Source organism: Vibrio algarum (assembly GCF_028204155.1).
GTDB lineage: Bacteria > Pseudomonadota > Gammaproteobacteria > Enterobacterales > Vibrionaceae > Vibrio > Vibrio algarum.
This window is the reverse complement of the sequence record NZ_JAQLOI010000003.1, coordinates 1,133,433-1,158,195: the sequence shown is the minus strand read 5'-3', so window position 1 is coordinate 1,158,195 and position 24,763 is coordinate 1,133,433. Positions and strand designations below refer to the sequence as shown.

General features: G+C 40.6%; 19 protein-coding genes and 1 pseudogene. 8 read left to right on the top strand and 12 right to left on the bottom strand.

Translation table 11 applies throughout. From position 1 onward, the window contains the following. Nucleotide 1 precedes the first annotated feature (1 nt). Both PGX00_RS20615 and uxaC read right to left on the bottom strand, forming a co-directional pair. The gene (locus tag PGX00_RS20615; protein ID WP_272140095.1) at nucleotides 2-1,459 is read right to left on the bottom strand and encodes a tagaturonate reductase; all 1,458 of its coding nucleotides are present in this window, start codon (nucleotides 1,457-1,459) and stop codon (nucleotides 2-4) included. Continuing rightward, nucleotides 1,459-2,874, bottom strand: coding sequence for a glucuronate isomerase (gene uxaC / locus PGX00_RS20610; protein ID WP_272140093.1), 1,416 nt, complete (start codon nucleotides 2,872-2,874; stop codon nucleotides 1,459-1,461). Before uxaC ends, PGX00_RS20615 begins: the two co-directional genes overlap by 1 nt. Before the next feature lie 637 nt (nucleotides 2,875-3,511). On the opposite strand from uxaC, the gene PGX00_RS20605 reads away from it, so the two are divergent. The 4 genes from PGX00_RS20605 to PGX00_RS20590 all read left to right on the top strand — a co-directional run bounded on the left by PGX00_RS20605 (nucleotide 3,512) and on the right by PGX00_RS20590 (nucleotide 7,324). Further along, nucleotides 3,512-4,030 carry a TRAP transporter small permease gene (locus PGX00_RS20605; protein WP_272140091.1) on the top strand — a complete coding sequence of 173 codons (519 nt, stop codon included), beginning with the start codon at nucleotides 3,512-3,514 and terminating at the stop codon, nucleotides 4,028-4,030. Between the two features lie 44 nt (nucleotides 4,031-4,074). Beyond that, the gene (locus PGX00_RS20600; RefSeq protein WP_272140946.1) at nucleotides 4,075-5,388 is read left to right on the top strand and encodes a TRAP transporter large permease; all 1,314 of its coding nucleotides are present in this window, start codon (nucleotides 4,075-4,077) and stop codon (nucleotides 5,386-5,388) included. A 35-nt stretch (nucleotides 5,389-5,423) separates the two neighbouring features. After that, the gene (locus PGX00_RS20595) at nucleotides 5,424-6,389 is read left to right on the top strand and encodes a TRAP transporter substrate-binding protein (protein WP_272140089.1); all 966 of its coding nucleotides are present in this window, start codon (nucleotides 5,424-5,426) and stop codon (nucleotides 6,387-6,389) included. A gap of 167 nt (nucleotides 6,390-6,556) precedes the next feature. Then, on the top strand, nucleotides 6,557-7,324 hold the full coding sequence (locus PGX00_RS20590; protein WP_272140087.1) for a GntR family transcriptional regulator: 768 nt from the start codon (nucleotides 6,557-6,559) through the stop codon (nucleotides 7,322-7,324). Between the two features lie 57 nt (nucleotides 7,325-7,381). On the opposite strand, the gene PGX00_RS20585 is transcribed toward PGX00_RS20590, so the two are convergent. From PGX00_RS20585 to PGX00_RS20575, 3 genes and pseudogenes are all read right to left on the bottom strand, one after another. Beyond that, the gene (locus tag PGX00_RS20585) at nucleotides 7,382-7,672 is read right to left on the bottom strand and encodes an antibiotic biosynthesis monooxygenase family protein (RefSeq protein ID WP_272140085.1); all 291 of its coding nucleotides are present in this window, start codon (nucleotides 7,670-7,672) and stop codon (nucleotides 7,382-7,384) included. A gap of 68 nt (nucleotides 7,673-7,740) precedes the next feature. Continuing rightward, a pseudogene (locus PGX00_RS20580) lies at nucleotides 7,741-8,510 on the bottom strand (phosphotransferase). Between the two features lie 214 nt (nucleotides 8,511-8,724). Continuing rightward, nucleotides 8,725-10,023, bottom strand: coding sequence for a carbohydrate porin (locus PGX00_RS20575; protein WP_272140082.1), 1,299 nt, complete (start codon nucleotides 10,021-10,023; stop codon nucleotides 8,725-8,727). 444 nt (nucleotides 10,024-10,467) lie between these two features. Here PGX00_RS20575 and PGX00_RS20570 point away from each other — a divergent pair, with 444 nt between their 5' ends. Together PGX00_RS20570 and PGX00_RS20565 are read left to right on the top strand one after the other, a co-directional pair. Further along, nucleotides 10,468-11,469 carry a LacI family DNA-binding transcriptional regulator gene (locus tag PGX00_RS20570; protein WP_272140081.1) on the top strand — a complete coding sequence of 334 codons (1,002 nt, stop codon included), beginning with the start codon at nucleotides 10,468-10,470 and terminating at the stop codon, nucleotides 11,467-11,469. 42 nt (nucleotides 11,470-11,511) lie between these two features. Further along, nucleotides 11,512-11,883: a DUF4225 domain-containing protein gene (locus PGX00_RS20565; protein ID WP_272140079.1), complete on the top strand. Its 372-nt coding sequence runs from the start codon at nucleotides 11,512-11,514 to the stop codon at nucleotides 11,881-11,883. A gap of 14 nt (nucleotides 11,884-11,897) precedes the next feature. On the opposite strand, the gene PGX00_RS20560 is transcribed toward PGX00_RS20565, so the two are convergent. The 7 genes from PGX00_RS20560 to PGX00_RS20530 all read right to left on the bottom strand — a co-directional run bounded on the left by PGX00_RS20560 (nucleotide 11,898) and on the right by PGX00_RS20530 (nucleotide 22,862). Next, nucleotides 11,898-13,190 (bottom strand): DEAD/DEAH box helicase, encoded by a 1,293-nt coding sequence (locus tag PGX00_RS20560; RefSeq protein WP_272140077.1) that lies wholly within the window; start codon nucleotides 13,188-13,190, stop codon nucleotides 11,898-11,900. Nucleotides 13,191-13,701: 511 nt separating this feature from the next. Then, nucleotides 13,702-17,151: a hypothetical protein gene (locus PGX00_RS20555; protein ID WP_272140075.1), complete on the bottom strand. Its 3,450-nt coding sequence runs from the start codon at nucleotides 17,149-17,151 to the stop codon at nucleotides 13,702-13,704. A 46-nt stretch (nucleotides 17,152-17,197) separates the two neighbouring features. After that, a complete protein-coding gene (locus PGX00_RS20550; protein ID WP_272140073.1) occupies nucleotides 17,198-18,178 on the bottom strand; it encodes an ABC transporter ATP-binding protein in 981 nt (326 codons plus the stop codon). 11 nt (nucleotides 18,179-18,189) lie between these two features. Continuing rightward, nucleotides 18,190-19,143 (bottom strand): ABC transporter ATP-binding protein, encoded by a 954-nt coding sequence (locus tag PGX00_RS20545; protein ID WP_272140070.1) that lies wholly within the window; start codon nucleotides 19,141-19,143, stop codon nucleotides 18,190-18,192. After that, the gene (locus PGX00_RS20540; protein ID WP_272140068.1) at nucleotides 19,140-20,120 is read right to left on the bottom strand and encodes an ABC transporter permease; all 981 of its coding nucleotides are present in this window, start codon (nucleotides 20,118-20,120) and stop codon (nucleotides 19,140-19,142) included. The genes PGX00_RS20545 and PGX00_RS20540 overlap by 4 nt, the downstream gene beginning before the upstream one ends. A gap of 8 nt (nucleotides 20,121-20,128) precedes the next feature. Further along, a complete protein-coding gene (locus PGX00_RS20535; protein WP_272140066.1) occupies nucleotides 20,129-21,103 on the bottom strand; it encodes an ABC transporter permease in 975 nt (324 codons plus the stop codon). A 124-nt stretch (nucleotides 21,104-21,227) separates the two neighbouring features. Continuing rightward, entirely contained in the window at nucleotides 21,228-22,862 is a 1,635-nt protein-coding gene (locus PGX00_RS20530; RefSeq protein WP_272140064.1) for an ABC transporter substrate-binding protein, read from the bottom strand. Between the two features lie 631 nt (nucleotides 22,863-23,493). Here PGX00_RS20530 and PGX00_RS20525 point away from each other — a divergent pair. Both PGX00_RS20525 and PGX00_RS20520 read left to right on the top strand, forming a co-directional pair. After that, the gene (locus PGX00_RS20525; RefSeq protein ID WP_272140062.1) at nucleotides 23,494-24,303 is read left to right on the top strand and encodes a type 2 periplasmic-binding domain-containing protein; all 810 of its coding nucleotides are present in this window, start codon (nucleotides 23,494-23,496) and stop codon (nucleotides 24,301-24,303) included. Nucleotides 24,304-24,455: 152 nt separating this feature from the next. Then, the gene (locus tag PGX00_RS20520) at nucleotides 24,456-24,746 is read left to right on the top strand and encodes a putative quinol monooxygenase (RefSeq protein ID WP_272140060.1); all 291 of its coding nucleotides are present in this window, start codon (nucleotides 24,456-24,458) and stop codon (nucleotides 24,744-24,746) included. Nucleotides 24,747-24,763 lie beyond the last annotated feature (17 nt).

Here is a 24,763-nt window from a genome sequence, read left to right as displayed (position 1 = left end):
ATTAGGCGCCCACTTGTTGGCTTAATACTTCAGCCATCCCCTTATCCCGCATGAGTTCCAAGTAGACAGAAACTTGATCATGTAAAGCTGGTACGGTATTGAGATCTAGTCCCCAATGAACCTCGTCCGCCAAAATTACCTGCACCAACTCAGCAATAGAGAGCTGACCACTATCGACCTTTGCCCACGACTCACTGAAAAACGATAACCATTTAGCATCATCGATTAACTCAATAGATTCAACACCTCTAGTGCCCTTATAAAACAGAAATTGTGCCGCAAGTGCTAGCGACATTAGATTTGGAGCCTGCCCCTCTCTTTGAGCATGATTCAATAGCTGAGGAAGCAAACGCGTAGTCCACTTAGTCATGCTATTAAGAGCAATAGAGGTCAACTGGTGCTTTATGTAAGGATTACTAAATCGCTTCAACACATCCTTCGAAAACGCGTCCAACTCTTGTCGTGATAGTGATAATGCTGGTATTACTTCACTTTCAATCAACGTTTCGATAAATCGACGAATCACTTTGTCATTCATCGCTTCACCAACGGTATTGAGCCCATATAAATACGCTACAGGTACCATTGCGGTGTGTGCGCCATTAAGAATGGCGACTTTTCTCTCTTTGTATGGTTTTATATCATCGACAATTTTGATATTAAGATTCAGGCCATCTAGCTTTAGCGCATCACCTAAAGATTTTGGTCCCTGTATAACGAAAAGGTAAAAATACTCCGCTGTCACCATAAACTGGTCGTGATAGCCGACTTTCTTCTCTAATTCTGGTAATTCTTCTCTTGGATGCCCTGTAACGATCCTATCCACCAGGGTTGAACAAAACGTATTTGCTTTTTTTACCCAGTGCACGAATGATTCGTCGAGAGACCACAATGCACAATACTGTTCGATAACCTCTTTTAACTTCTCGCCGTTATAATCAATCAACTCACAAGGAATAATAAATAGCCCTTTATCCATATCCCCATCAAATGCCTTGAACCGCGAATATAGCCATTGGGTTAGTTTCGCTGGGTAGCTACTCGGCGGGATGTCACCAAGGTGATCGTCGGCACAAAATGCGATACCAGCTTCAGTGGTATTAGAAAAAATAAATTTGATGTTAGGATCTTTCGCTAGACTCAGATAGGCATCATAGTTTTGGTAAAGGGGGATTTCTTTATTTACCGAAGATATTATTCTCGTCTCTTCTACGGGCTGATTTTGTTCATTGATACCGCGGATCACACTAGTATACAGGCCATCTTGTTCATTCATCAACGCAGGAAAATTGGTGTCTATTGGACGGACTATAACAATACCAGCATCCAAATCAGTGCTCTCGTTAAGTTGATCAATTTGCCAATCAACAAACCCTCTCAAAAAATTGCCTTCACCAAACTGAAGAATACGCGTGGTGTATTCAGGTTGATTAAATTGCTGACGATTTAACGTATTCATCATTTCTCCAGATTCAGGTTAAAGTACTTGTTGGCGTTATTAAAGCTGATGTCTTCTACTATTTTTGACAACAATTGCCTGTCATTTGGTGCTTCACCATCCGCTACCCATTGACCAAGTATGCGACAAACTAATCGACGGAAATATTCATGACGCGTATAAGATAAGAAGCTGCGACTATCCGTTAGCATCCCAACAAAGCGACTCAGTAACCCGAGTTGAGAAAGCTGTTCGAGTTGACGTAACATCCCATCTTTCTGATCGTTAAACCACCAACCAGAACCAAATTGAATCTTCCCTTCAATTCCTCCGCCTTGGAAATTACCGCACATGGTTGCGAGGACTTCATTATCCCGCGGATTCAAGCAATATAAGATTGTTTTAGGTAATGCATTCTCTTTGTCGAGGGCATTCAATAAGTTCGATAAAGGCACCGCAACCAAACCATCGTTTATTGAATCAAAACCGGTATCAGGCCCAAGAAGAGAGAGCATTCGGCTATTGTTATTTCGCAGTGCGCCTATGTGATATTGTTGAACCCAACTTCTGCGTGCATATTCTTTTCCCAGATAAATAAGCACCGCTGTTTTCAATTGAGCTGCCTGCTTCGCAGAGACAAATTTACCTTGTAGGCGGCATTCTATTATGTCGTCCAACTCTTTCTCTGACGCTTCTTCATATTCAACGGTATCTAACGCATGATCTGCTATCTTACAACCATGCATTTCAAAATGGTCAAGTCGATTTGTCAACGCTCGACATAATTGGCTATAACTCTCAATATTTATGTCCGCAAGTTCACCCAACTTAGCAATGTATTCCGCATAATCGAACGCATTGACATTAAATGACTTATCAGGTCTCCAACTCGGTAATACTTGTACATTGAAAGAGTCGTCTGCGGCCATTATCTTATGGGCCGAAAGATCATCAATAGGGTCATCAGTTGTTCCAACCATACGAACATTCATCGCCTTCATAATTTGCTGGGATGAAAATTCCGGCGTGGTCAACATCGCGTTACAGTCCTCCCAAATACTTTCTGCCGTCGTTGAGTTAAGTACTCTGTCTGTAATGCCAAATGGACGGCGTAACTCTAAGTGCGTCCAATGATAAAGTGGATTTCCCAATGTTTGTGGGACCGTTTTCGCCCAAGCAAAAAACTTCTCTTTATCCGTCGCATCACCGGTACAAAAGCGTTCTTCGATCCCATTTGTTCGCATCCCTCTCCATTTATAGTGATCACCACGTAGCCAAATATGAGTGAGGTTATCAAAATTGATATTGTCTGCGATCTGCGACGGTGGTAAATGACAATGGTAATCAATAATGGGCTGATGCGAAGCAACATTGTGGTAGAGCTCTTTCGCTAGCTCAGTCGTTAGTAAAAAATCTTCGGATAAAAAAGTAGACATAGGCTCTCTCAAAAAATTTGTTCGTTTTCGACGGTATGAATATACTCTTGCAATATTGGTATAACAACTTATATAAATGGTCGATAGATAAAGTTTTGTATTAGATCTCATTTTTCACATTTCTCTTTAATCCATCAAGAATAATTTTTTACAATATCTTTTCTGTATTGAAATTATCTAAAAAGAAAAATATAATGTATAAATATCAATAACTAAAATAATTTCAGTTGGTTGAGTTTGGTAACCTATGCTCAATTTAATTACCTAAAACCGTCAAACCACACCACCATAGTTGTCATACAACTTTTAAGAAATGTGATGCTGTTATCGAAATAAATTTAACAACTGCTTCAGAATCGGCACGTAACGTTGCTTAGATTTCTTTCTTTGTATTTCGTATCGAATCTTAATTGATTCTTTAGCACGCTTTGTTCAGATATAAATTATTAGAATTGTCAATATGAGATGAGTATTTATTTCAAAATTATGCGCTGTGCTCTGTTTTTATTGAAATGGCGGTTCATAAATATTGATGTGTGATTTTAATCTCGTTATTTGAGTTGGAAGTGTTGTACATTGATTGGCGTTATATAAGTCAACAGAACCATTTTACTTTGAATTTTTTACTGAGATTATAATGAGTATTTCAACTTTAAATCAGATAGTTAATAAAGCGTTAATTTCTATACTGATTTGTTTTATGGCGGCAATGGTACTAACTGTAGTATGGCAAGTTTTTACTCGGTTCGTTATCAACGACCCTTCAGTGTTTACTGATGAGTTATCTCGCTACCTTTTAATTTGGATTGGTATATTAGGTGGTGCGTACACTTTTGCAGTCAAGCGACACTTAGCGCTTGAGTTGCTTGCACCGCATTTAAGTTATACCAAGCAACAACTTTTAAGTATTTTTATTAACCTGTTAATCATCCTCTTTTGTTCCATTACGTTTGTATATGGTGGAGGTTCTTATGTACTTACCACTTTACAACATCAACAAGTTTCACCGGGCTTATCCATTGGGGGACATCAACTTTTAATCGGCTATGTGTATATTGTTGTGCCTCTAGCGGGAATGCTTATCAATTATTATGGACTTTTAGATATCGCAGCGTCAGTAAGCAATATCGTCTCACCTAAAGAAGGGGATAAGTAATGACTTTACTTGACCTGATTTTTTCTCCTGAATACTTAGAAGTCATGCCTGACTTTGTGTACGACATCCTGCCTATCGTCATATTGTTCGGTACTTTAGCTGTTTTACTTTTAATTGGTATGCCAATCGCTTTTGCAATTGGTGGTGCTGCATTAATGACGATTTTTATCGATTTCTCAATTGATAAAGCGGCAATCCTTGTTTCTCAACAAATGATAAATGGGCTTAACAGTTTTGGTTTACTTGCTTTACCATTTTTTATTGTTGCCGGGAATTTAATGAATCGAGGTGGCTTAGCCGGAAGACTCATTAACTTTGCTATGTTGCTGGGTGGACGTTTACCAGGTTCCCTTTCACACGTTAATGTGATCGCAAATATGATGTTTGGGTCGCTTTCGGGCTCAGCAGTTGCGGCGGCAGCGGCGGTCGGCGGTATCATGTCGCCATTGCAAGATAAACACAAATACCCTAAAGCTTTTTCATCAGCGGTTAATGTTGCGTCGTGCCCAACGGGTCTATTGATTCCACCATCTAATATTCTGATCCTATACGCTCTCGTCAGCAGTACATCAGTGCAATACCTATTTATTGCTGGCTATATCCCAGGGTTATTAATGGGATTGGGTATCATGATAGGTATATTTTTACTCGGAAAACGCAACAAATTACCACAACAAAAAATAGTGCTTGAACAAAGCGCATTGAGAGTCCTTTTTGATGCATTTCCTAGCTTGTTACTCGTTGTAATTATCATGGGTGGTATTGTAGGTGGAGCATTCACTGCAACTGAAGCATCAGCAATCGCTGTTGTATATAGTTTGATACTTGGCTTTGTTTATAGAGAACTTAAAGTCGCTGACTTGCCATCGATATTAATAGACAGTGTATTAACAACTTCGATTGTGCTGCTCATGATTGCTACTTCATCCGCTATGTCGTGGGCAATGGCAAACGCTGATATTCCAAATGCAATTGCAGACTTTGTTCTCAATTATTCAACGAACCCTATCGTTATCATGCTACTAATGAATATCGTGTTGCTCGTTGTCGGTACATTTATGGACATGTCACCAGCCGTCTTAATTTTTACCCCTATTTTCTTACCTATTGCGGTTCTACTAGGTGTTGACCCAGTTCATTTCGGGATCATCTTAGTATTTAACCTTTGCATTGGTATCTGTACCCCTCCTGTCGGCACTGCATTATTTGTAGGTTGTAGTGTGTCAGGAAACAAAATTGGAGAGGTGGTGCCAAAACTACTGCCACTTTTCCTCATTATGGTATTCACGCTGGGATTGGTAGTGGCATTTCCTGCACTGACCATGTGGCTACCTGAATTAGCAGGATATAAATCCTAAAATCTCTACAATATTAAAAATAAAGGAACAAAAAGATGAAACTTAATAAACTGTTACTCGCAACACTTGTTGCGGGAATGACCTGTAGTACAGCAGTATATGCAAAAACAATTAAACTTGCTCATATCCTGCCAACAGAGCATCCAGTTCACCAATCTCTTGACTGGTTTGCGAAAGAAACAAGTAAAGAAATTAAAGATAGAATCAAGGTTTACCCTAATGGGACTTTGGGCAGTGAGACAACTTCATTGCAGATGGTTCAAAATGGTACTATCGGGCTAACTAAGGTAAGTGCAGCACTTTTAGAGTCATTTTCTGACTCATACAAAATTTTGTCTCTACCTTATTTGTATCGCGATTTAGACCATTATTATAACGTTGTTAATGGTCCAATTGGCCAAAGCATCTTAGATTCTTCTCGCGAGAAAGGCTTTATCGGTCTAGCTTTCTTAGATGCAGGTGCAAGAAGCTTTTACACCGACAAGCCAATTGTTACACCATCTGATCTTACAGGTATGAAAATCCGAGTACAAAACTCACCATTGGCTATTGATATCATCAAGTCACTTGGTGCAACACCAGTGCCTCTACCTTATGGCGAACTATACTCAGCACTTCAACAAGGTGTTGTAGATGGCGCTGAAAATAATATTCCGTCTTATTTTTCTTCACGTCATTTTGAAGTCAAAAAGTACTACTCTTACGACCGTCATACTATGGTGCCAGACGTATTAGTTGTTTCTACTGGCGTATGGGATAGCTTTACTAAAGAAGAGCAAGAAAAAATTCGCAATGTGATCAAAAAGACCCTCGAAGTTCAAAAGAAAAACTGGAGTGATTACGTAGCTGATGCGAAAGTTGAACTTGCTGCACAAGGCGTTACGTTTGTAGAAAGTGACACACCAACGTTCCAAGCGGCTGTTGTACCTGTGTATGATAAATTTAAGAAAGAATATCCTCAGTTCGGCGATATGCTTAAAGATATTCAAAACACTAAATAAGCGACTCTATTCGCTTTAACCCTAATAAAACGATACCTTTGGGTATCGTTTTTCATTATCTGCAACAAAAAATCACTTCGTTTTTTCTCTGTTTCTGTTCCTATCTTATTAAATAGGTATAATAGATTTCATCAAGATCTGAACCAACAGAATCACATGAGGATCCCATGAGTAAAAAAAGGCTATACCAGCAAATTGGAGAGCAAATTCGCGACAAAATTATTCAAGGTGTTTACCCTGTTGGCACTAAGCTTCCTCCAGAAAGGCTTATTTCCGATGAGTTTTCTGTTAGCCGCACAGTGGTAAGAGAGGCCGTCATCATGCTAGAACTTGAAGGTTATGTTGAAGTAAGAAAAGGGTCTGGCATTCACGTATTGAGCATTGAGGCGAAAAAAAACAATAGCAGCTTTGATGAAACAGAAAGTTTTATACGTCACATTGCTAATGAACTTAAAGGTGTCGGTCCATTCGAAATGCTTCAAGCTCGACAGTTAATTGAATGTTCAATCGCAGGGTTTGCCGCTTCACAAGTAACAAAAAGTGACATTGATGAATTAAATAACATTCAACAGAAAGGCTACGAAGATAGCGATCGAAGAGATTCTGAATGGGATAAAAAATTCCATCAAAAGATTGGTGATATTACGAATAATTCTGTTCTTTCACTTATCGTTGAGTTGATGTGGTTTGGCCGGAATCAAAACCCATTGTGGCTTAAACTTCACGAACATATTGAAGAAGATAGACTGAATACCTGGGATGATGAACATAACGAAATAACCAAAGGCTTTACCATGAAATCCCCGGAGCTCGCCAAAAAAGCGATGTGGAGTCATTTAGAAAGCACAAAAAATGCGCTCTACAACGCATCATCAGTAGAAGATAATCACTATGACAAGTTTTTATTTCAAGATGACCCGATAAAATATACTTAGCCACGTAATCATTTAAGGGCCTATGTCTTTCCGGCCCTTAAAGCTTAATCTGACCTATTAAGGAAAACTATAACGCCTTTGAATTTCTACAACCTCAACAGTATACGATTGATACCACTTCTCTCGGCCAAGTTTTTGAGCCACAGTATGTTGTGTATCACTATGCCATCGTTGAATATCGTTCTCTGACTCCCAGTAGGATATGGCGATCTCCTGATCGCCCTCTGAGACAGCGAAAAAATCTAAACAGCCGTATTTCGAAAACGCCAGTTCTCGCATTACGGCAACCATATCTAGATAATCCTTATCTTGTTTACCCACTTTTGCTTTAAAAATCACCGCAAACATACTCATTCCTCACATATTCAATACCAACGCATTGCCACTATAGGCCGACCGTTTTTTGGCGCCAAATATCACTTTAGACCAATAGTTATTTCGTGTCTGTTTTCCGTCAAATACTCAATATCCGCTAAATAGCTAAGGTGATGGCCATCATCCAAGTTTTGTTGAAAATGTTTGTTACCCTCTGCTGCCTCTAAACGCATAAAGTTGACCAATTTGTTCAACCTATTAATCATAATGTCTACCAGTATGTTTCTCTGGTGTTCGGAAATGTCATAAGCATCACAAAATATTTTTGCTCGTTGAATTTGCTGGGCAATATTCCCTAATGCGTCATCCGGATTAGTTTTAAAAGGTGCCCAACAATAGACGGAATAAGCAATATCCCACACTCTCGGGGCTGGGTGAGCAGTATCAAAATCAAATACACCAACCACATCATTGTTTTTTAACGCTACGTTATAGGGTGTGAAATCACCATGGCAGATAACTTCTTGTGGCTCTATTGGGTTCAGCATCCAGTAGCAACCTGTATCTTGGTTAGCATTGACAAAACCTACAGAGCTATCATGAAGTTTACGTAGCATTTTAGCTGCCGAAATAAGCGCGGTGTCACTCGCTATTGCTCCCTTTAACGGGTAATTAAACGTATCACCTTCTATGAAGCTAAGTTTTTCCTTTCCGACTTCTATTGCTAATAGCTGCGGGCATTGATTAAATCCATTTGCGTGTAAATGTTCTAATAACCGATGAATTGTAGGTGACCATTTATTAGAGGGTCTCCAAACACCATCACCAGAGCGATAAATCACTGCTTCGCGTCCCCCTTAAGTTCTTCCATACGTTCAAACCTTTTTAATACGATGTCGAATTACAAGAATACCTATAGAATTAGGCCTGAAGTTTGGTTTACACGACATCTCCAAATATAATTGTTTATCACTATTTTAGACAGTGATGTCATAAAAAAAGGGTTCAGTTTAAAAAACTGAACCCTGTTACAAAACTAAATAACTATTTTCTTAATCAAACCAATAAGGCAATTGGATTTTAACTTACCACCACATATCAGCCTGGATGCCCACGATTACATCGCTTTTTTCACGAGCTGTTCCGTCTAAATATGTTGCAAGGAAACGAATTTCTGGCGCTGGTCCCATGCCTGTATTAACCACAACCGTTGGCGCAATCGTCAGTTTATAGTCGTTGTCTGTTCCTGTAGTTCCATCTACATTTTCATAACCGGTATGTTGAAAGCCCAGTTCAGTTGCTACAAAGAAGTTATCACTTACGGTATAAGTAGGGCGAACCATTGCCGATGCCCAATAGTCATTACCACCATCATCGTAGTCATTGTATTGACCTTGAATCGAAGTAAAATAATTCATCTTACCCTCAGGGAAGTAGCCACCCCAAGTAAGTAGACGGAAGGAGTTATCTCCATCTTTAACTTGCGTTAAGTAGCTTTGACCTTGACCGCGACCTGAGCCCGGCTTATACGCATTGTACTCCGTCATTGTGCCACCAAGTAGTTGACCCGAACCCAACCCAGTACCGGCTTGACCAATCACTTTTGAGAAACCATTCCCAGGTAAACCCCAAAGGCTATCGATATGATAAATACCCGTCACTTCGAAACCAGTTTCGGCGTAGTCACCTGTTGTTACGTCGTCAACGGTGTTGTAGTTGTCCGGTAAATACTTAGCCATCGAATGAATCTCAAACTTACCAAGATTTACACCTACATGTACCGAGTGCATTGTGTTGTTGGTATTATCACCCCAACGTCCCGCATCATTATCATTTTTGTCACTCGCCATATAGGCAAAGTCCCAAACGTATTCGCCGAGTTTAATACCTTCAACACCAGCACCAATACCTGACATATCAGTGTAGAAAAAATCTGTCATAAATATGTAGTTATCTTTTCCGTAAAAACGCTTACCACCCCAAACCACACCTGTTTCGGTAACGCCTTCAAATTCTACAAATGTTTCCATAATACCGATGTCGCCACCGTTAACATTAGAAGAAAGTTGGTTTGTCGCATCGCCATTATTATTGTCTGCACCAGCACGCGTTTTAATTCTAATTTTTTGGCCATTATCTAAATCAAAGTTTTTTTGCAAAGCGAGTTCATAATGGTTGTCAGATTCAATACCCAAGCGCCCCAATGTCTCTTTTGTTGCTGGGAATTTTGATCTCTTTAAGTCATCTTCAACACTAAAAATGGCACCTGCTCGAAAGTAACCATGGAACTCAAAACCGTCAGTCGTGTCAGCGACTGCAATAGGTGAAAGGGAAATGCCCGATGTTGCCATAAGACAAGCTAAAGATATTTTTGATAATTTCATGTTCACTCCGTCGAGGGTACTTTTTATAACACTTTAAAGCGGATGGCACCCCGCTAAGAAAGCGCTTTCTTTATGGTTTTAAAAAAGTGACCAATTGGATAGATAAAAACTTTCCTTATCTAAAAAATACCGCGATAAAGGTTATTTCACTCGCCTAATTGGCCTTCGGAGTAAATTATACTGTTCAAGACCCCCTACAAAATGTGACACAGACGCACAAAGAAAGCGCTTTCTATCATCAGCTTCACATTTTGAGAGGTTAGAAATATTAAAAAGGAATTACCTAGAAAAAATTGACACTAATACTAAGTTCTATAGTCGAGGTTTGATAAAGTAAGTGCTATCAAAGGTGCGTAAACGAAAACTAGTGACAAAAGTTAAATCGTGTAAAATCGATAATATTAGCGAATGGAAACACTCCATACCATTAAGGACTTAAGAACATTGATAACCATTAAAGAAGTCGCGGAGTATGCCCAAGTATCCCAGTCGACTGTTTCTAGGGCTTTAAACGGCCATGAATCTGTCAAAGAAAAAAATAGAGTAAAAGTGTTCGACGCGATTGAAGCATTGGGTTATCAACCCAATGCTTTTGCTCAAGCGTTAGCGTCGAACAAATCGTACAGCATTGGCATGTTAGTCGGCACACTAGATGGTCCATTCTATGGTCCGATGATGCATAATGTCGAAGAAGCCGCACGTAAAGAGAACTATCACGTTATTATCTCTAGTGGCAACGAACTATACGAACAAGAGCAAGAATCTATTGCTTTTTTACGTTCGAAAAAAGTTGATGGATTGGTTCTAACATCCGACATGCTAGCCGATAGTGATATTCTTGAAATAGTAAAGCATACCCCTGCGACCGTCTTACTTAACCGCTATATCCCCGAGATTTCAGAACAATGCATCTACATTGATAATGAGCACGGTGGCACCATCGCCGTTGACTATCTAATCCGTATGGGACATAAAAAAATCGGCTGTATCACCGGGCAATTAAGCAAAATTGATAGCCGGGACCGCCTGCAAGGCTACCGGAATGCATTAGCAAAGAATGGGATTGAATACGATACGAATCTCGTTGTTGAAGGCCGATTTGACCACAAAGGTAATGACAGTGCGGTAAGGCGTCTACTTGACAGAGACACAGATATGACAGCAATTTTTTGCATGAACGATAATATCGCGATGACCGCTTATGGAGTTTGCGCAGAAAAAGGGCTTCGAGTAGGTGAAGATATGTCGATTATCGGTTTCGATAACAATAACTACAGTCAATACATGAACCCTAGCTTGACGACTATCGACTTCCCACTGAAAGAGATGGCTATTCAGGGCGCAAGTTATGTACTCAATGAACTCACAAAAAAATCACAAAAACCTATTGAAAGAAGGTTGGAGCCAACTTTAATAGAGCGTCAGTCAGTTAAAGACCTGAATTGATAGACATTCATTTTTTGTTTCCATCATTATTTCTCATAACTTATGAATATGTACTTATGCAACAAGTTTTTTGACAGAAGCAGCTTAGGCTCTTCTTCCTCTCATGGTGATTTCGCCTATTACGGGGCCGATTTAGCTTTGTCTGCTTATGGAGCTCTTGCTAAAACAACCACGATAAAAAATGCCACAAACGCTAAGCAAATCGCTTCAAAGCCCAACTTACATTTCATACCTTGGACAAGAACCAGAAAAGCGAAGCAGTTCAAGTTATTTAGATACAGTTCTGAGGATTATTTAAGAGGGTATAAGACCACATCGAAAGAGGCTCTATTAAATGGAGCTCTATCTGATGGATTTACGCTACAAGCATTAAACGACACTAAAAACCGATTGACTTGCATCATTGCCGTTTAGTGCCGTTGACTAGCTTACTTCTTAGTGGCTGCAGCTCTATTTCTCACGATGTTACGTAATCTAGCGCATCTCTCAGCAGAGCCCTGGTTAGCATCAGAAGGGTTGTTCGTACGAGTTTTACGGTCTTTGAACGCTGGTTTGCTGTGCATTTTCTGTAATAGTGCATCACGATTCTTTGGCTCGTATCCTGCTTGCTCTACACGTCGAATCGTATGGCCAATCAACGACTCTACTTGTTGCAACGTCAGTTCTTCTTCACGACTGACAAAAGACACAGCGTGTCCTTTTTGGCCAGCTCGACCTGTTCGGCCAATACGGTGAACATAATCTTCTGCCAAAAATGGCATATCGAAATTCACTACGTGCGGAAGGCCTTTAATATCTAGGCCGCGAGCAGCCACATCGGTTGCAATCATCACACGTGCCTTGCCTTCTTTAAACTCGTCAAGCGCTCTACGACGGGCACTTTGTGCTTTATCTCCGTGACATAGTACCGCTTTAATACCGTCCAGTTTGAGTTCTTTCAATAACATGTTAGCCGTTTCTTTGTAGTTCACAAAGACCAATACCTGTTTCCAATTCTTACGACCAATAAGTTCAGATAACATTTCATTCTTTCTTTCTTGGTCTACTGGGTAGACAACATGCGCGATAGTATCTGCCGTCACGTTTTCTTGAGCTACGGATACTCTTTTCGGTTGATTCAACATTTCAGCCGCTAATTTGTTCATTTGCGGAGAGAACGTCGCCGAGAACAGCATAGTCTGTGGCTCCGTTGAAACACCAGACATAATGGTTTCAATTGATGAAATAAAGCCCATGTCTAACATACGGTCGGCTTCATCGAAAACCAAGAACTCAAGGTTCTGCAGGGAAACACTTTTCTCATCCAGATGCTCAATTAAGCGACCTGGTGTAGCCACTAAAATGTCGACGCCGTTCTTTAGCTTTTGAACCTGAGAAGACATCTTCACACCACCATAAATGGCAGCAACACTCAATGATGTGTACTTGATATAATCTTCAATGCTTTGCGCAATCTGTGCGGCCAATTCACGAGTTGGAGCAAGAACCAGTGCTCGTGTTTGAAAATGGTTATTAACTTTGGTCTTGTCTAATAACTGCTGAATAATAGGCAGAGCGAAAGCGGCAGTTTTACCTGTCCCTGTTTGAGCATTCGCTAAGATATCGTACCCTTTACGAGCGAGTGGGATCGCTTTCTGCTGAACAGGCGTAAGTTTTTCGTAGCCGCACTCGGATAGTGCTTTCACAATTTCTGGAGAAAAATTCTGAGATGAAAATGACATTGTTGTTTTCCTAAAATTAAACGGCTACGACCACGTAAAGCATAACCAAAAATACGGTCGCAGATTGTAGAACAAACTGTATCGGAACGGCAGACTTTTTACCAATTTGTCGCAATAAGCTCGAAAATACGAAACTTTAATGGCAACAAGTCCTTTAGAGACTATGTTTTGCAAGGTAAAAGGCTACTTAACCACTCTCAACGACTGACAGTGTAGTGGATTGGCAAATTTGGTCAGGTAGTTAGAGTTCTAGGCATGAAAAAAAGTAAGTCAAATAATGCTTTGGTGAAGAGTGTGTTCAATCGGTCGAAAGGCACAAAGGGGCAGATTCGTGTTAACGAGCATAGCAAACACAGTGACTAACTCGATAAAACCCTAAGGCGTGCTTAACTCACTTTGATATTCTGTTAGTACGCTAATTTAGTCACTCATTTTCCTGCTACACTTTCGGAGGCACATAACATAAAAAAACAGACGCTTTTAGCGCCTGTTTTTCTTTACTAGATTAACGTCAATTCCAACAACGTTTTGCTGGAACGAACACCCTTATTTTCTCAACCTCACCAGAACGACGGAAGATTTTTTCACAAATAGCGGAAGGTATTTGTGAACCCTGTACTAACGTCTCGCTACCATCTTTCATCACAATGCTTATCTCCATTTCTCCTTCGTAGGTCATTTGGTAGATAAACGGCACCTGGCAGTACGTAAACGCAAGACATCCTTTATCTATTACTTTAACCACTGAGTCACCAAATACATTCTCGAATTTAAATGATTCAGATTGAGATAAAAACTCGCTAACTTTTAATAACTTAGGGTTAATTGAAATAATTCCATCAACGATATTAAGCCCCAACTCACCAAACCGTGTGATAATTTCTTCTTTAACTTGCCCTGTCATACCTGGTTGCTGCGCACCTGAATGCTTTGGCGTATGAGAATAAGGGTCAGTAGGGAAAGCACCATAATTTTCTGGTGTTTTGTTAAATCCAATACCTTGACGCACGAGGTAATAATACTCGGCCAGTTTTTGAGTTTCTGAGCTTGCAGAGTCAATCAACAAGGAAGCTTGATAGTTCTCTTGTACCGCTAACAATAATTTAGAAACCATGTGCCAATAAATGCTCCCCAACCCTTCATAACCAAACATGGTTCCAGAACGACCAGTAAAGGCACGATGATTGAAGACTTGCTCATAAATACTCATAACGCCTTGAATACTATCGTCAGGTATTTGCGAATAGTCACTACGAACTTGTTCCAACACCTCTTGAAGGTACCCGTTATTTTCAAAATTTGCGTTGAAGTGATATTGATTCGAAGCGTCTTTATTAATAACTCGTACATCACCTTTTTCTAACATCAGAGTAAGCAGATAATTTCCGTCAACTAACTCATTGTCAATGCAATTTTTTTGCGTAAAGGTAGCCAACTCTCTGTCTGGGTAAAGCATAAAGCTTTGTTGATCTTCACGATACATCTCACTTGAAAACAGTTTGTCTAATAACTGAACCGCTTGTTTTGGAGAAAGCACTCCTGAACTAAGTATCGCGACTTGACCTTCTAACATTGGGTATAGTTCTGAAACCTCTACCTGTTCTCCAGAGTAATTGATGATGTTATAGGCGTTATAAAGACCATCTTCACGCTTGTTGTTAGCGATCGTATCATCTAAAACAGCCAAACTTACGTCCATCAGTTTGACTATCTCAGCTACCTCTACATTGGCTTTTCCAGAAAAACCATTCATGCGATACACTTTTTCACGATACTCTTCAGCTGCTTTCTCTAACTTAGTAAGAATCGCTTTACGAGTTTGACGAGTTACGGTTTTTTGAGTGATTTCTAACGCAGCTTCTGACAAGATTTTACTCGTAGCAAACATCCATGCAGACACCTCTTTTGAAAGTGCGATTGATGTCGGGGCTTGAGCGAGTAACTTTCGCAAGAAGGTGACGTATCGACGGATATAATAGAGCGTTACCATCGACAAACCATTACCAACAATAGCATTATTGGCGTCATTCCATTCTGGCCTTTGGGTATTAAGCCAAATACCACCATCAAGTACTAAATTACTTAGTTTAGACAACAATGGAACGAGCATTTTTTCCATCAGGTTAACTAAGTAAACATCATCACCATTGTGTAGCATTAAGCGACCATCGCTACCAATTTTTGATACGCGATGTTCAATTTTCTGCTGCTTTGCGCTATTAAATACAACCGTATCTTTAGGGTTGGCGAATAAAGCCTCAACACCACACAATTCATAAGGCACATTGGCATAGGCATACAACTCTTTATCTAAAAGATTCCCGAGATCAGATTTACCATATTTATCGGCCAATTCTAGAAACTTAAGTAAATAGATAATTTGATGATCACCCCAGTAACCTATGTTGCTCCATGGGTCTTCCTCGTCAAGCAGCTCCCAATCCACACCCTCTTTAGTGATACGGTAAGGGTTATAACCATCGACAGTTGATGCATTAACAAACTTCGCGATAAAAGACGGGATAAAGCCCGGATAACTCAATGCTGACGCTTCCCAGTTTTGGAATATATCGCGCCAGTTTCCTTGGTAAGAAAGTAGTCTGTCTCCATTCTCATCTCTTACTTTTATCTCGTAATGATTCCAAGGTCTGCTCGGGTCACCATGACGACGTCCAAATGTAAGTGGTAAATATTCGTAACACAGTCGCGTTAGTTGCGCGTCGCCGGTTTCTTCGGCTTGTTTAATCAAAGCGCTGTGCGAGATGACGTCTGGTAACGCAGCAAAAAACGATTGGTTTCTCCCTACTACTTGCTGGTTAGAATTTTGCATCGTTTTAAGAACATCTGCCGACTCTAAGTCGTAGTTGCTTTCAAAAACACCACCACGCATATTATTAAACAATACGTTGGCGTAGTGATGAACACTGGTATTTTCTTCTGAAGTTAATTGCCAAGCATCGGCACCGGACATCAAACTAATAAGTTCAGAATGGTTATCTTCAATACTTCTTTCTATATCCGTGGCTAATTCACTGGCATGGTTAAGAAGTGGTTTTAAGCTCTCAATATCAGAATGGGTTTTATCGATGTCGGCAACAATTGTCCATGTGTTCGTTTGTAAACTCTCTAGAGAAATCGCCTTACGAACGAAGTACGCACCTCTAAGCCCCTTCGTTAACGGTTCTGCCGTTACCATCTTGCCTTTACGAAACTCGTTTAGCTGTTTACTTGAAAGTAGGATATCTCGGCTATCACTATCGACACTAAATACGGTTGTCGCTCTTAAAGATTCGGCAGGTTCAGCTTTGTCGCTTAGCATTGCGTACATACTAAAGAGTGCTAATGGTGTCTCTTCGACCTGCTCATTCCACTTATAAGCATCGACTAATGCACTGCGTGTTTGCAAAGCTTGCAATGGAGCACCTGAAGGTAAGATATTTTGAATACCGTCAAGTAACTCAATCTGTCTTACTTCATTGGCTAGGTTAGTCAGCTCAGATTTGCGTACAAAGCCAAATTTTTCGCTGGTATTCCAGCTGTACTGAAACTTGATCTGCAGAGTGATGTTAATCTCTTCAAAGGTAATCTTATCGCCAATACTGTTTTTATATAGATTTCTTTGGACTTCATATAATCCATCATGATGAGAGTTAAACGGTTCCCAGTTATTTACACCGTCTTTTGAAGTAAGTCTAATCACGGTTTTCGCACCCGTATTTTCGGCACTCTCGTGGATGTGATCGACAGACCGATAGGGGAAAAGTGCATTCTCAGGGCGAATCCTACCCGCTGATAGACAGCCAGTAGAAGAGATGAACAACCAGTGATTGCTCGCAGAAACGACACTAATAAAGAACGGATCCATTTGATCTACGTTTTCAATTTTATAGAAACGCTCACCATCTAGGTTAACGAACTCACCTTTAACGTGCGTTGATTTTTCATATATTGAATGTTGCATAAAAATACCAATAGTACGGAGCGCAATAACGCGCTTAATTTTTAAATTATAGGTGATGACAGCGAGCAAAGTGTTCTTCACCGATTTGAGTCGCTTCAGGCATAGATTCACTGCATTTCTCTGTTGCTTTAAGGCAACGAGTCGCAAATGGACAGCCGACACTGTCTGGTTTCCACATCGGAATTTCGCCTTTCTTAACTGTTAATTCTCGGCGACCCGATTTGCCCACTTCAGGAACCGCAGATAACAAAAGTTGCGAATAAGGGTGCTGTGGGTTTTGCGTTACACTATCACTGCTGCCCCACTCCACCATATGACCCACATACATTACCGCAGTTTTTTCAGCAAAATAGCGAGCTGTCGCAATATCATGGGTAATATACATAAAGGATATGCCATGTTTGTCCTTGAGATCTGACATTAAGTTCAAAATACCAAGGCGGACCGATACATCGAGCATTGAGATAGGCTCATCGGCTAGGATAACCTCCGGACTAACCGCTATTGCTCTTGCTATAGCAACCCGTTGTCGCTGGCCGCCACTTAACTCATGAGGGTATTTTTCAGCGGTTTCTTTCACAGGTTGAAGGCCAACGAGTTCTAATAACTCATAGACCAGCTTCGCGACATGTTTTTTCTCGGCTCGCTTATGAATAAGTAGCGGTCTAGCGATATGATGATAAATCGTATGTACAGGGTTCAATGAGCCAAATGGGTCTTGAAAAATCATCTGTACTTGGCGTGCATATTCCAATTCACCATTTTTGTCGATGTAATCTTGGATTGGCTCGCCTTTAAAAGTGACATCACCGGCCGTCTTATCATAAATACGGGTAAGAATTCGCGCTCCGGTACTTTTTCCAGATCCTGATTCACCCACAATCGCTAATGCCTCACCCTTGCGTAATTCAAAGGTAACATCATTGACTGCTCGCATTAGATTGCTCTTAGAAGACTGACCAACAGGGAAGTCTTTAACCAGATTACTAACCGAAAGAACAACTTCTTTTTCGTTTACTTGTTCCATTATTTTATCCCCTACACAAGATGACATGATACTTGATGCCCTGCGTCTAACATGGACAATGTCGGTTCGTTCGCTTTACAGTCTGAAAAACATTTTGAGCAACGCTCTTGAAAGTTGCAGCCTTGCGGTATCTTGAGTAAGTTCACAGGGTTGCCAGGAATACCATACAAACGTTCTTTCGGTCCATGTATGGTTGGAAAAGACGAAATCAAACCTTGAGTATAAGGATGCTGTGGCGAACCAAAGACGGTTTTGGCGGCACCTAACTCAATTAGGTTACCTGCGTACATCACACCAATTCTGTCAGCGATTTCACCCATCAAACTTAAATCATGGCTGATAAACAGAATTGAGAAACCGAATTTGGTTTTTAAATCATAAAGCTCGTTAAGAATTTCACGCTCTACCACCACATCCAATGCCGTAGTTGGTTCATCCATAATGATGAGCTTGGGTTCTAGCGCCAAAGCGACAGCAATAACAACACGTTGTCTCATTCCACCACTAAGTTGATGAGGAAAACTCGACAAACGGTCAGCGTGTATTCCAACTATTTCAAGTAACTCTGCTGCTTTTTCGTAAGCCTGTTTTTTTGTGACAGGTTTGTGCGCTAGAATCACGTCCGTTAACTGCTCACCAATCGTGATTACGGGATTTAGCGAGTTCATTGCACTTTGGAAAACCACCGATACATCATTCCAGCGGAAATCTCTAAGTTGCTTATTGTTCATTTTGAGAACGTCTTTACCTTTGTAAAGAATTTCGCCTTCAGAGATAAGTGCAGGTGCTTTATGCAATCTTGAGATGGCGAATGCTAGAGTGCTTTTACCACAACCTGATTCACCAGCAATACCTAACGTTTCACCTGGTGCAATGGAAACGCTAACGTTGTTTACCGCTCTCGCGATACCATTTGGAGAAACATAATCAACACAAAGGTTGTTTATTTCTAATAAATTGCTCATCTTAGACCTCTGCGTATGTCAGCTTCTTTTTTCAGCTTATGCCAGACTTTTATATGTGGACCTGTCTTCAGTTTCGGATTACTCACCTGATCAATCGACATATTAATCAGTGCCAAAGCACCGCCAGTTAATGCAAGCGCCATCGCAGGAACGATCATTTCCCACCATGCTCCGGTATAAAGAGAAGAAGAGGTCTGCGCCCAATAAAGCATTGAGCCCCAGCTCACTTCCGTCGCATCACCTAGGCCCAAAATACCTAAGCCAGCTTCTGCTCCCATGGCATAAATAACCGTTCCCAAAAAGCCACCAAATACGATGGAGATCAAATTTGGTAATATTTCGACCAGAATAATTCGGATTTTCGATTCCCCCATCACTTCTGCTGAAATAATGAACTCTTTACTTCGGATCGCCATGGTCTGTGCTCGTATAACCCTAGCCCCCCATGGCCACGATGTAACCCCTAATAGCACCGTAATAACTAAGGAACCGACTTGCCCGAGAAAGGCCGCGAGTACTATTAACAAGGGGAGCTGTGGGAAGACCAGAAATACGTTCGTGACAAAATTTAATCGTTCGTCGATCTTGCCTCCGAAATAACCAGACGATACGCCCACAATAATGGCTAGCGTCATGGCAATAGCACCCGCTAAAATAGCCACGGTTAATGATTTTCTTGCACCATAAAGCACTTGGCTATACACATCACGACCACTTCGTGTTGAGCCCATAATATGCTCTGAGTTCGGAGCAACGTGTGGCCTTGCGACACGCTTTTCAGGGTTGTGTGTAGCAAATACTGGCGCCATTATTGCTCCAGCTAAAATAACTGATAACAAAACACCGCCAATGATTGCTGGTGGATTTCCGTAGAAAAAAGCGTAAACCTTGCCCATCACCTCTTTCACTTTTTTCCATGAAAAAGTTGGCTGTTTTACTTCAAATTCAGTCGGTTGATTTGGAATAAGCTTGTCCATGATGCACCCTAATTTGAGATTCGTGGGTCTAGCCAAACATATAGAAGATCGGCAATGAAGTTGGCGGTTAGTACCGCAGTGACCAGTATTAAGAGAATGGCTTGTATAAGCGGATAGTCACGCGCGACAATCCCTTTCAATAGGATGTTACCCAAACCTTGATAGTTAAATACCACCTCAGTCATGATTGAACCTGCGAATGAAAACCCAATAGCCATCGCGATGGCTGTCGCGACAGGAAGAATGGCGTTACGACCAGCATAGCGATACATAACTCGGTAACTACTTAACCCTTTCGCTTCTGCCATGGTGACATAATCTTCACCAAGCACGTTGATCATGGCATTTCGCATATTGAATACCCATGTAGAGATACCAACCACTACCATTGACCCTACTGGAAGAATGGCGTGTTTAGCGACACTTCCAATAAACTCCAAGGTGAAACCTGGCGTAAGTGACGGGTCATATGTGTAAGCAAGTGGTAATAAATCGAGTTTTAAGCCAAAGATATAGAACAGCAATAGCGCGGTAACGACATAAGGGAAATTACTGATAAAGGCAAGCACTGGCGGAACAACCTGACCAAAGATGCCAGCACGATTGTACGAGGCATATGTACCTATGCTGACACCAATAATGAGTGCAACGATAAGTGAGCCAAGGGCAAGAAACATCGTCCAAGGAAGGGCCATTGCTATAACATCAGACACACTGACAGGAAACATCAGCACTGATGGCCCCAGGTCCAACGTGAACACGCTTTTCATATACGCGAGGTACTGTTCGAAAATATTGCCATCAAGGAAGCCATACATCTCACGAACAGCATCCATTTGAGCAATATCCATTCGACCTTGCGCTGCGGCAAATAGAGCCTCAACAGGGTCACCTGGCATCAAACGTGGCAGCATAAAATTAAATGAGATAGCAATTAAAAATGCAGTGAAATAAAAGCCAAAGCGGCGAAGTAAAAACGACATAAGGAATCTTTTAACCTAGGAGCCACAGACTACTGTGACCCCTTATCAAGGTACATTTACTAACGAGAATTCGATGATGAAACGAGTCTCTGGGATAGGGATATTTCCCTACCCCAGTTTCATGCTACTTAAGATGTAGATTGTTAAGAATGATCACTCGTTTACCACCGTCATACCATACTGGTTGAACATATGGGTCTTTCTCACTTGGCCAACCCACAATTTTATCTGTGCGGTACTGGAACCATGTTGGGTTTGAGAATAATGGGATAAATGGCATATTCTGAGCGGTAAATTCTTGAAGCTGATCCAGAATTTTTTGCTGCTCTTGAGTGTCACCTGTTTTACCAAAACTATCGATTAAAGCGTCGATTTCAGGTGTATGTACACCGTGGCCAGCATGCCAAGTTTTACCTATACGAGAAGTTGAAAAATACTCTTGGTAAGCAAGGATTGGGTTTGTAGCAACCATTGACCAATTGATAGACATCTTATATTTGCTCTCTTTAAGATTCTTATCGTAAACCGCCCAATCGACTGTTTTAACGTTGGCCTTAACACCGACTTCTTCAAAGTATTCCGTTACCATCTGAACCACTTGAATCCAATCAGTCCATCCGTTCACGACTTCGATATCAAACTCAACGGTATTGCCATCTTTATCATCACGGAATCCATCACCGTTTTTATCTATCAGACCAACTTCATCAAGTATCGCGTTGGCTTTGTCAGGGTTGAAAGCCGTTAACGATTTATATTTATCGGAGATGTCTGTGTTGATGTTTGTTTCGTAAAGTTCACCAATACCACCAGCGTTAAAGTTAGCGGTTGGATAACCGTAAGCAGCGATATCTACAATTGCATCACGATCAAGTGACATTGATAATGCCTGACGAACGCGCAAATCATTAAATGGCGCTTCTTTGGTGTTTACATACAGGTGAATCGCATCGTTTGCTGGATACCAGTAGTGGTTCGTTTCTGGTGACGCCTCTACGAACGTCGCATCGATATCAGCGATAAAGTTAGAACCCCAGTCAATCTCGCCTTTTATCAATGCAGGCTGAAGCTGTGAGTTATCGTTATAAGAACGGTATGTCACACAATCCAGATACGGACGCCCCTCAAGATAGTAATTTGGGTTACGACATAATTCCATCTGTTGCGCTTTAAGGTATTTAACCGTGGTCATTGGGCCACTACCTACTGGATTAGGGTTAGTGAATGTCGTTAAATCCTCTACCTCACCCCAGATATGCTTCGGTACGATATGGTATCTTTCTAAGTTCCAAATAAACGTTGAATCCGCTTGGTTCAACTCAAACGTAATGGTCGTATTGTCAACGGCTTTAATTTCCGTCAAATTTTTACCAGACCAAATACCTTTTTGGTCAAACGCTGGTGCATCTTTCGTCAATAAAAAGCTGAATACAACATCTTCTGCGGTAAGAGGCTTTCCATCGGACCATTTTAAGCCGTCACGAAGTTTTACTGTGATTGTTTTTAAGTCATCAGAATAAGCAGCAGACTCTGCAAGGCGATAATTCGTTTCACCAGTCATGTTGTTAAACACCATCAATGGTTCAAACATGATTCCATGAAAAACGTCTTTTGTCGTATACGGGTTAAAATTATCAACAAAGCCAGTGTTAATAATTGGCACCGTAAGCGTACCGCCTTGTTTAATTTCTTCTGCCTGAACTGCAGAAACAAACATAGCACTACATAATAATGAGGCCAGTAAGGTTTTGTTTTGCATCACGTATTCCTTTGTTATGTGTATTATTGACTTAAAAAGAAAGCGCTTTCTTTGTTGCCCAAAAAAATTATCCTACTTGCTTCTTCGTGTTAGAATCACAAAAAAGAAAGCGCTTTCTTTGATGGGAGACTACATCAGCGATAATCTATCAACAACACGAAATAGCCCGAAACCCTACTAATGTCACAAATATCCCAGCAAACAGGAAAGTAATATATTTCCTTATAAAACAGATAATTACAGAAAACGCAGTACGGGCACTATATTCGCATTCACAGTTAAAGCATTAAAAACATTGAAAAAAAACACCTTGCTTATAACATTGACCTTTGGTTCTAATTTTGTGATGAGACAGACAGACCGCCCCTTACTATTCCGTTTTTCTCTTTCTCGATAGCATTTTAATTTAACCCCCAAAGGGATGTGCTTGTTTTTTTATCAATAAATTTGAATTTGGAAGATTTTAAACAACCAAACTGGCGATTCATCCACATTATTTCTTGTCACCTCAAACTTTTCACACGTATAGAAAGCGCTTTCTTTACAGTGGCTATATGGTACGCTAGTCTGGTTAGATTACTAAGAAAAGTATACATCCGCTATTACCCTGAGTATCTACGAATATAACACAATGAAAAACATACATTTTTGGAACGGCAATAAATCCCCTGTTCGTCAGCAATATGAATTTGAGATTCTCACTGCCGCGTTGCAAGCAACGAAAAGTGCTACAAACTCAAAACCTTCCGTTATTATTGATACTACAGACTATCCATCTGCAAAAGATGAAGGAAACGTCTTTTCCAACGGAACCGACGTACTCGTAACCGTTGCGGGAAACCTCAAGTTTTCCAACAAAGCGTTTATCCCCATCAACAAACCAATAACCAAAGGACTATTGGGGTACCGTATATTAATAACTCGGAAAAATTTCAGCTCGATAATCAGCCATACGTTAGAAAGCACCAAACAAACAATCAGCACACTAAAGGCAGGTATCCCCGCTACATGGGCTGACGCAGATCTGTTTAGGCACAATGGTTTTCAAGTGTTTGAGAAAGGCAGTTTCGAAGAAATATTTCATTACCTCAGCAACGGTGAGTGCGATTACGTCTCTTTAGGGGCAAATGAAGTAGAGACTGTTTTTGAAAGTATTACTCATAAGTTTCCTAACCTGATCATTGAACCGGATTTGGTACTTTATTATCCATTCCCTCTAGTATTTTACGTACACCCAGAAAAACCTGAACTGGCAAAACAGATAGAACTGGGATTAACTTATCTAATTAACAATGGCGGACTTGATGAGATATTTGACCGTTATTTCGGTGAGTGCCTAGATAAATTAAATCTAAATAACAGGGATATGGTTTTGCTGTCCAACCCTATTTTACCAATAGCGTTAGACGGCGCTATTACCGATTCTTTAATAAGTAGCTAGGCAATAGTCAATACCCACATTTAGTGTCTTCCTTTTTAAGCGTAGAAATGAATAAACCTAGATCTCTTTCCTATGGTTTACTCATATTAATCTTATTATTCATCTCAGCCACAGACCGACACAAACCGAACAAGACTATCGAGGAAGACCCCATGACGAAATTGACTATTGTCGCCAATATCGTCGCTAATAAAGACAAAATTGAGCCAGTTAAAGCCGAGCTTTTAAAATTGATTGGTAGTACTCGTTCTGAAGAAGGTTGCATCAACTATGATCTTCACCAGGATAACGAGAACCTTGCTCACTTTACGTTCTATGAAAACTGGGTATCTCGTGAATTATGGCAAACACATATGAGTAATACACACTTAGCTGAATACATGGTCGCCACAGATGGCGCAGTCATGTCGTTTACGCTAAACGAAATGACACAGATCGCTTAACGCTAAAAATCAAATAA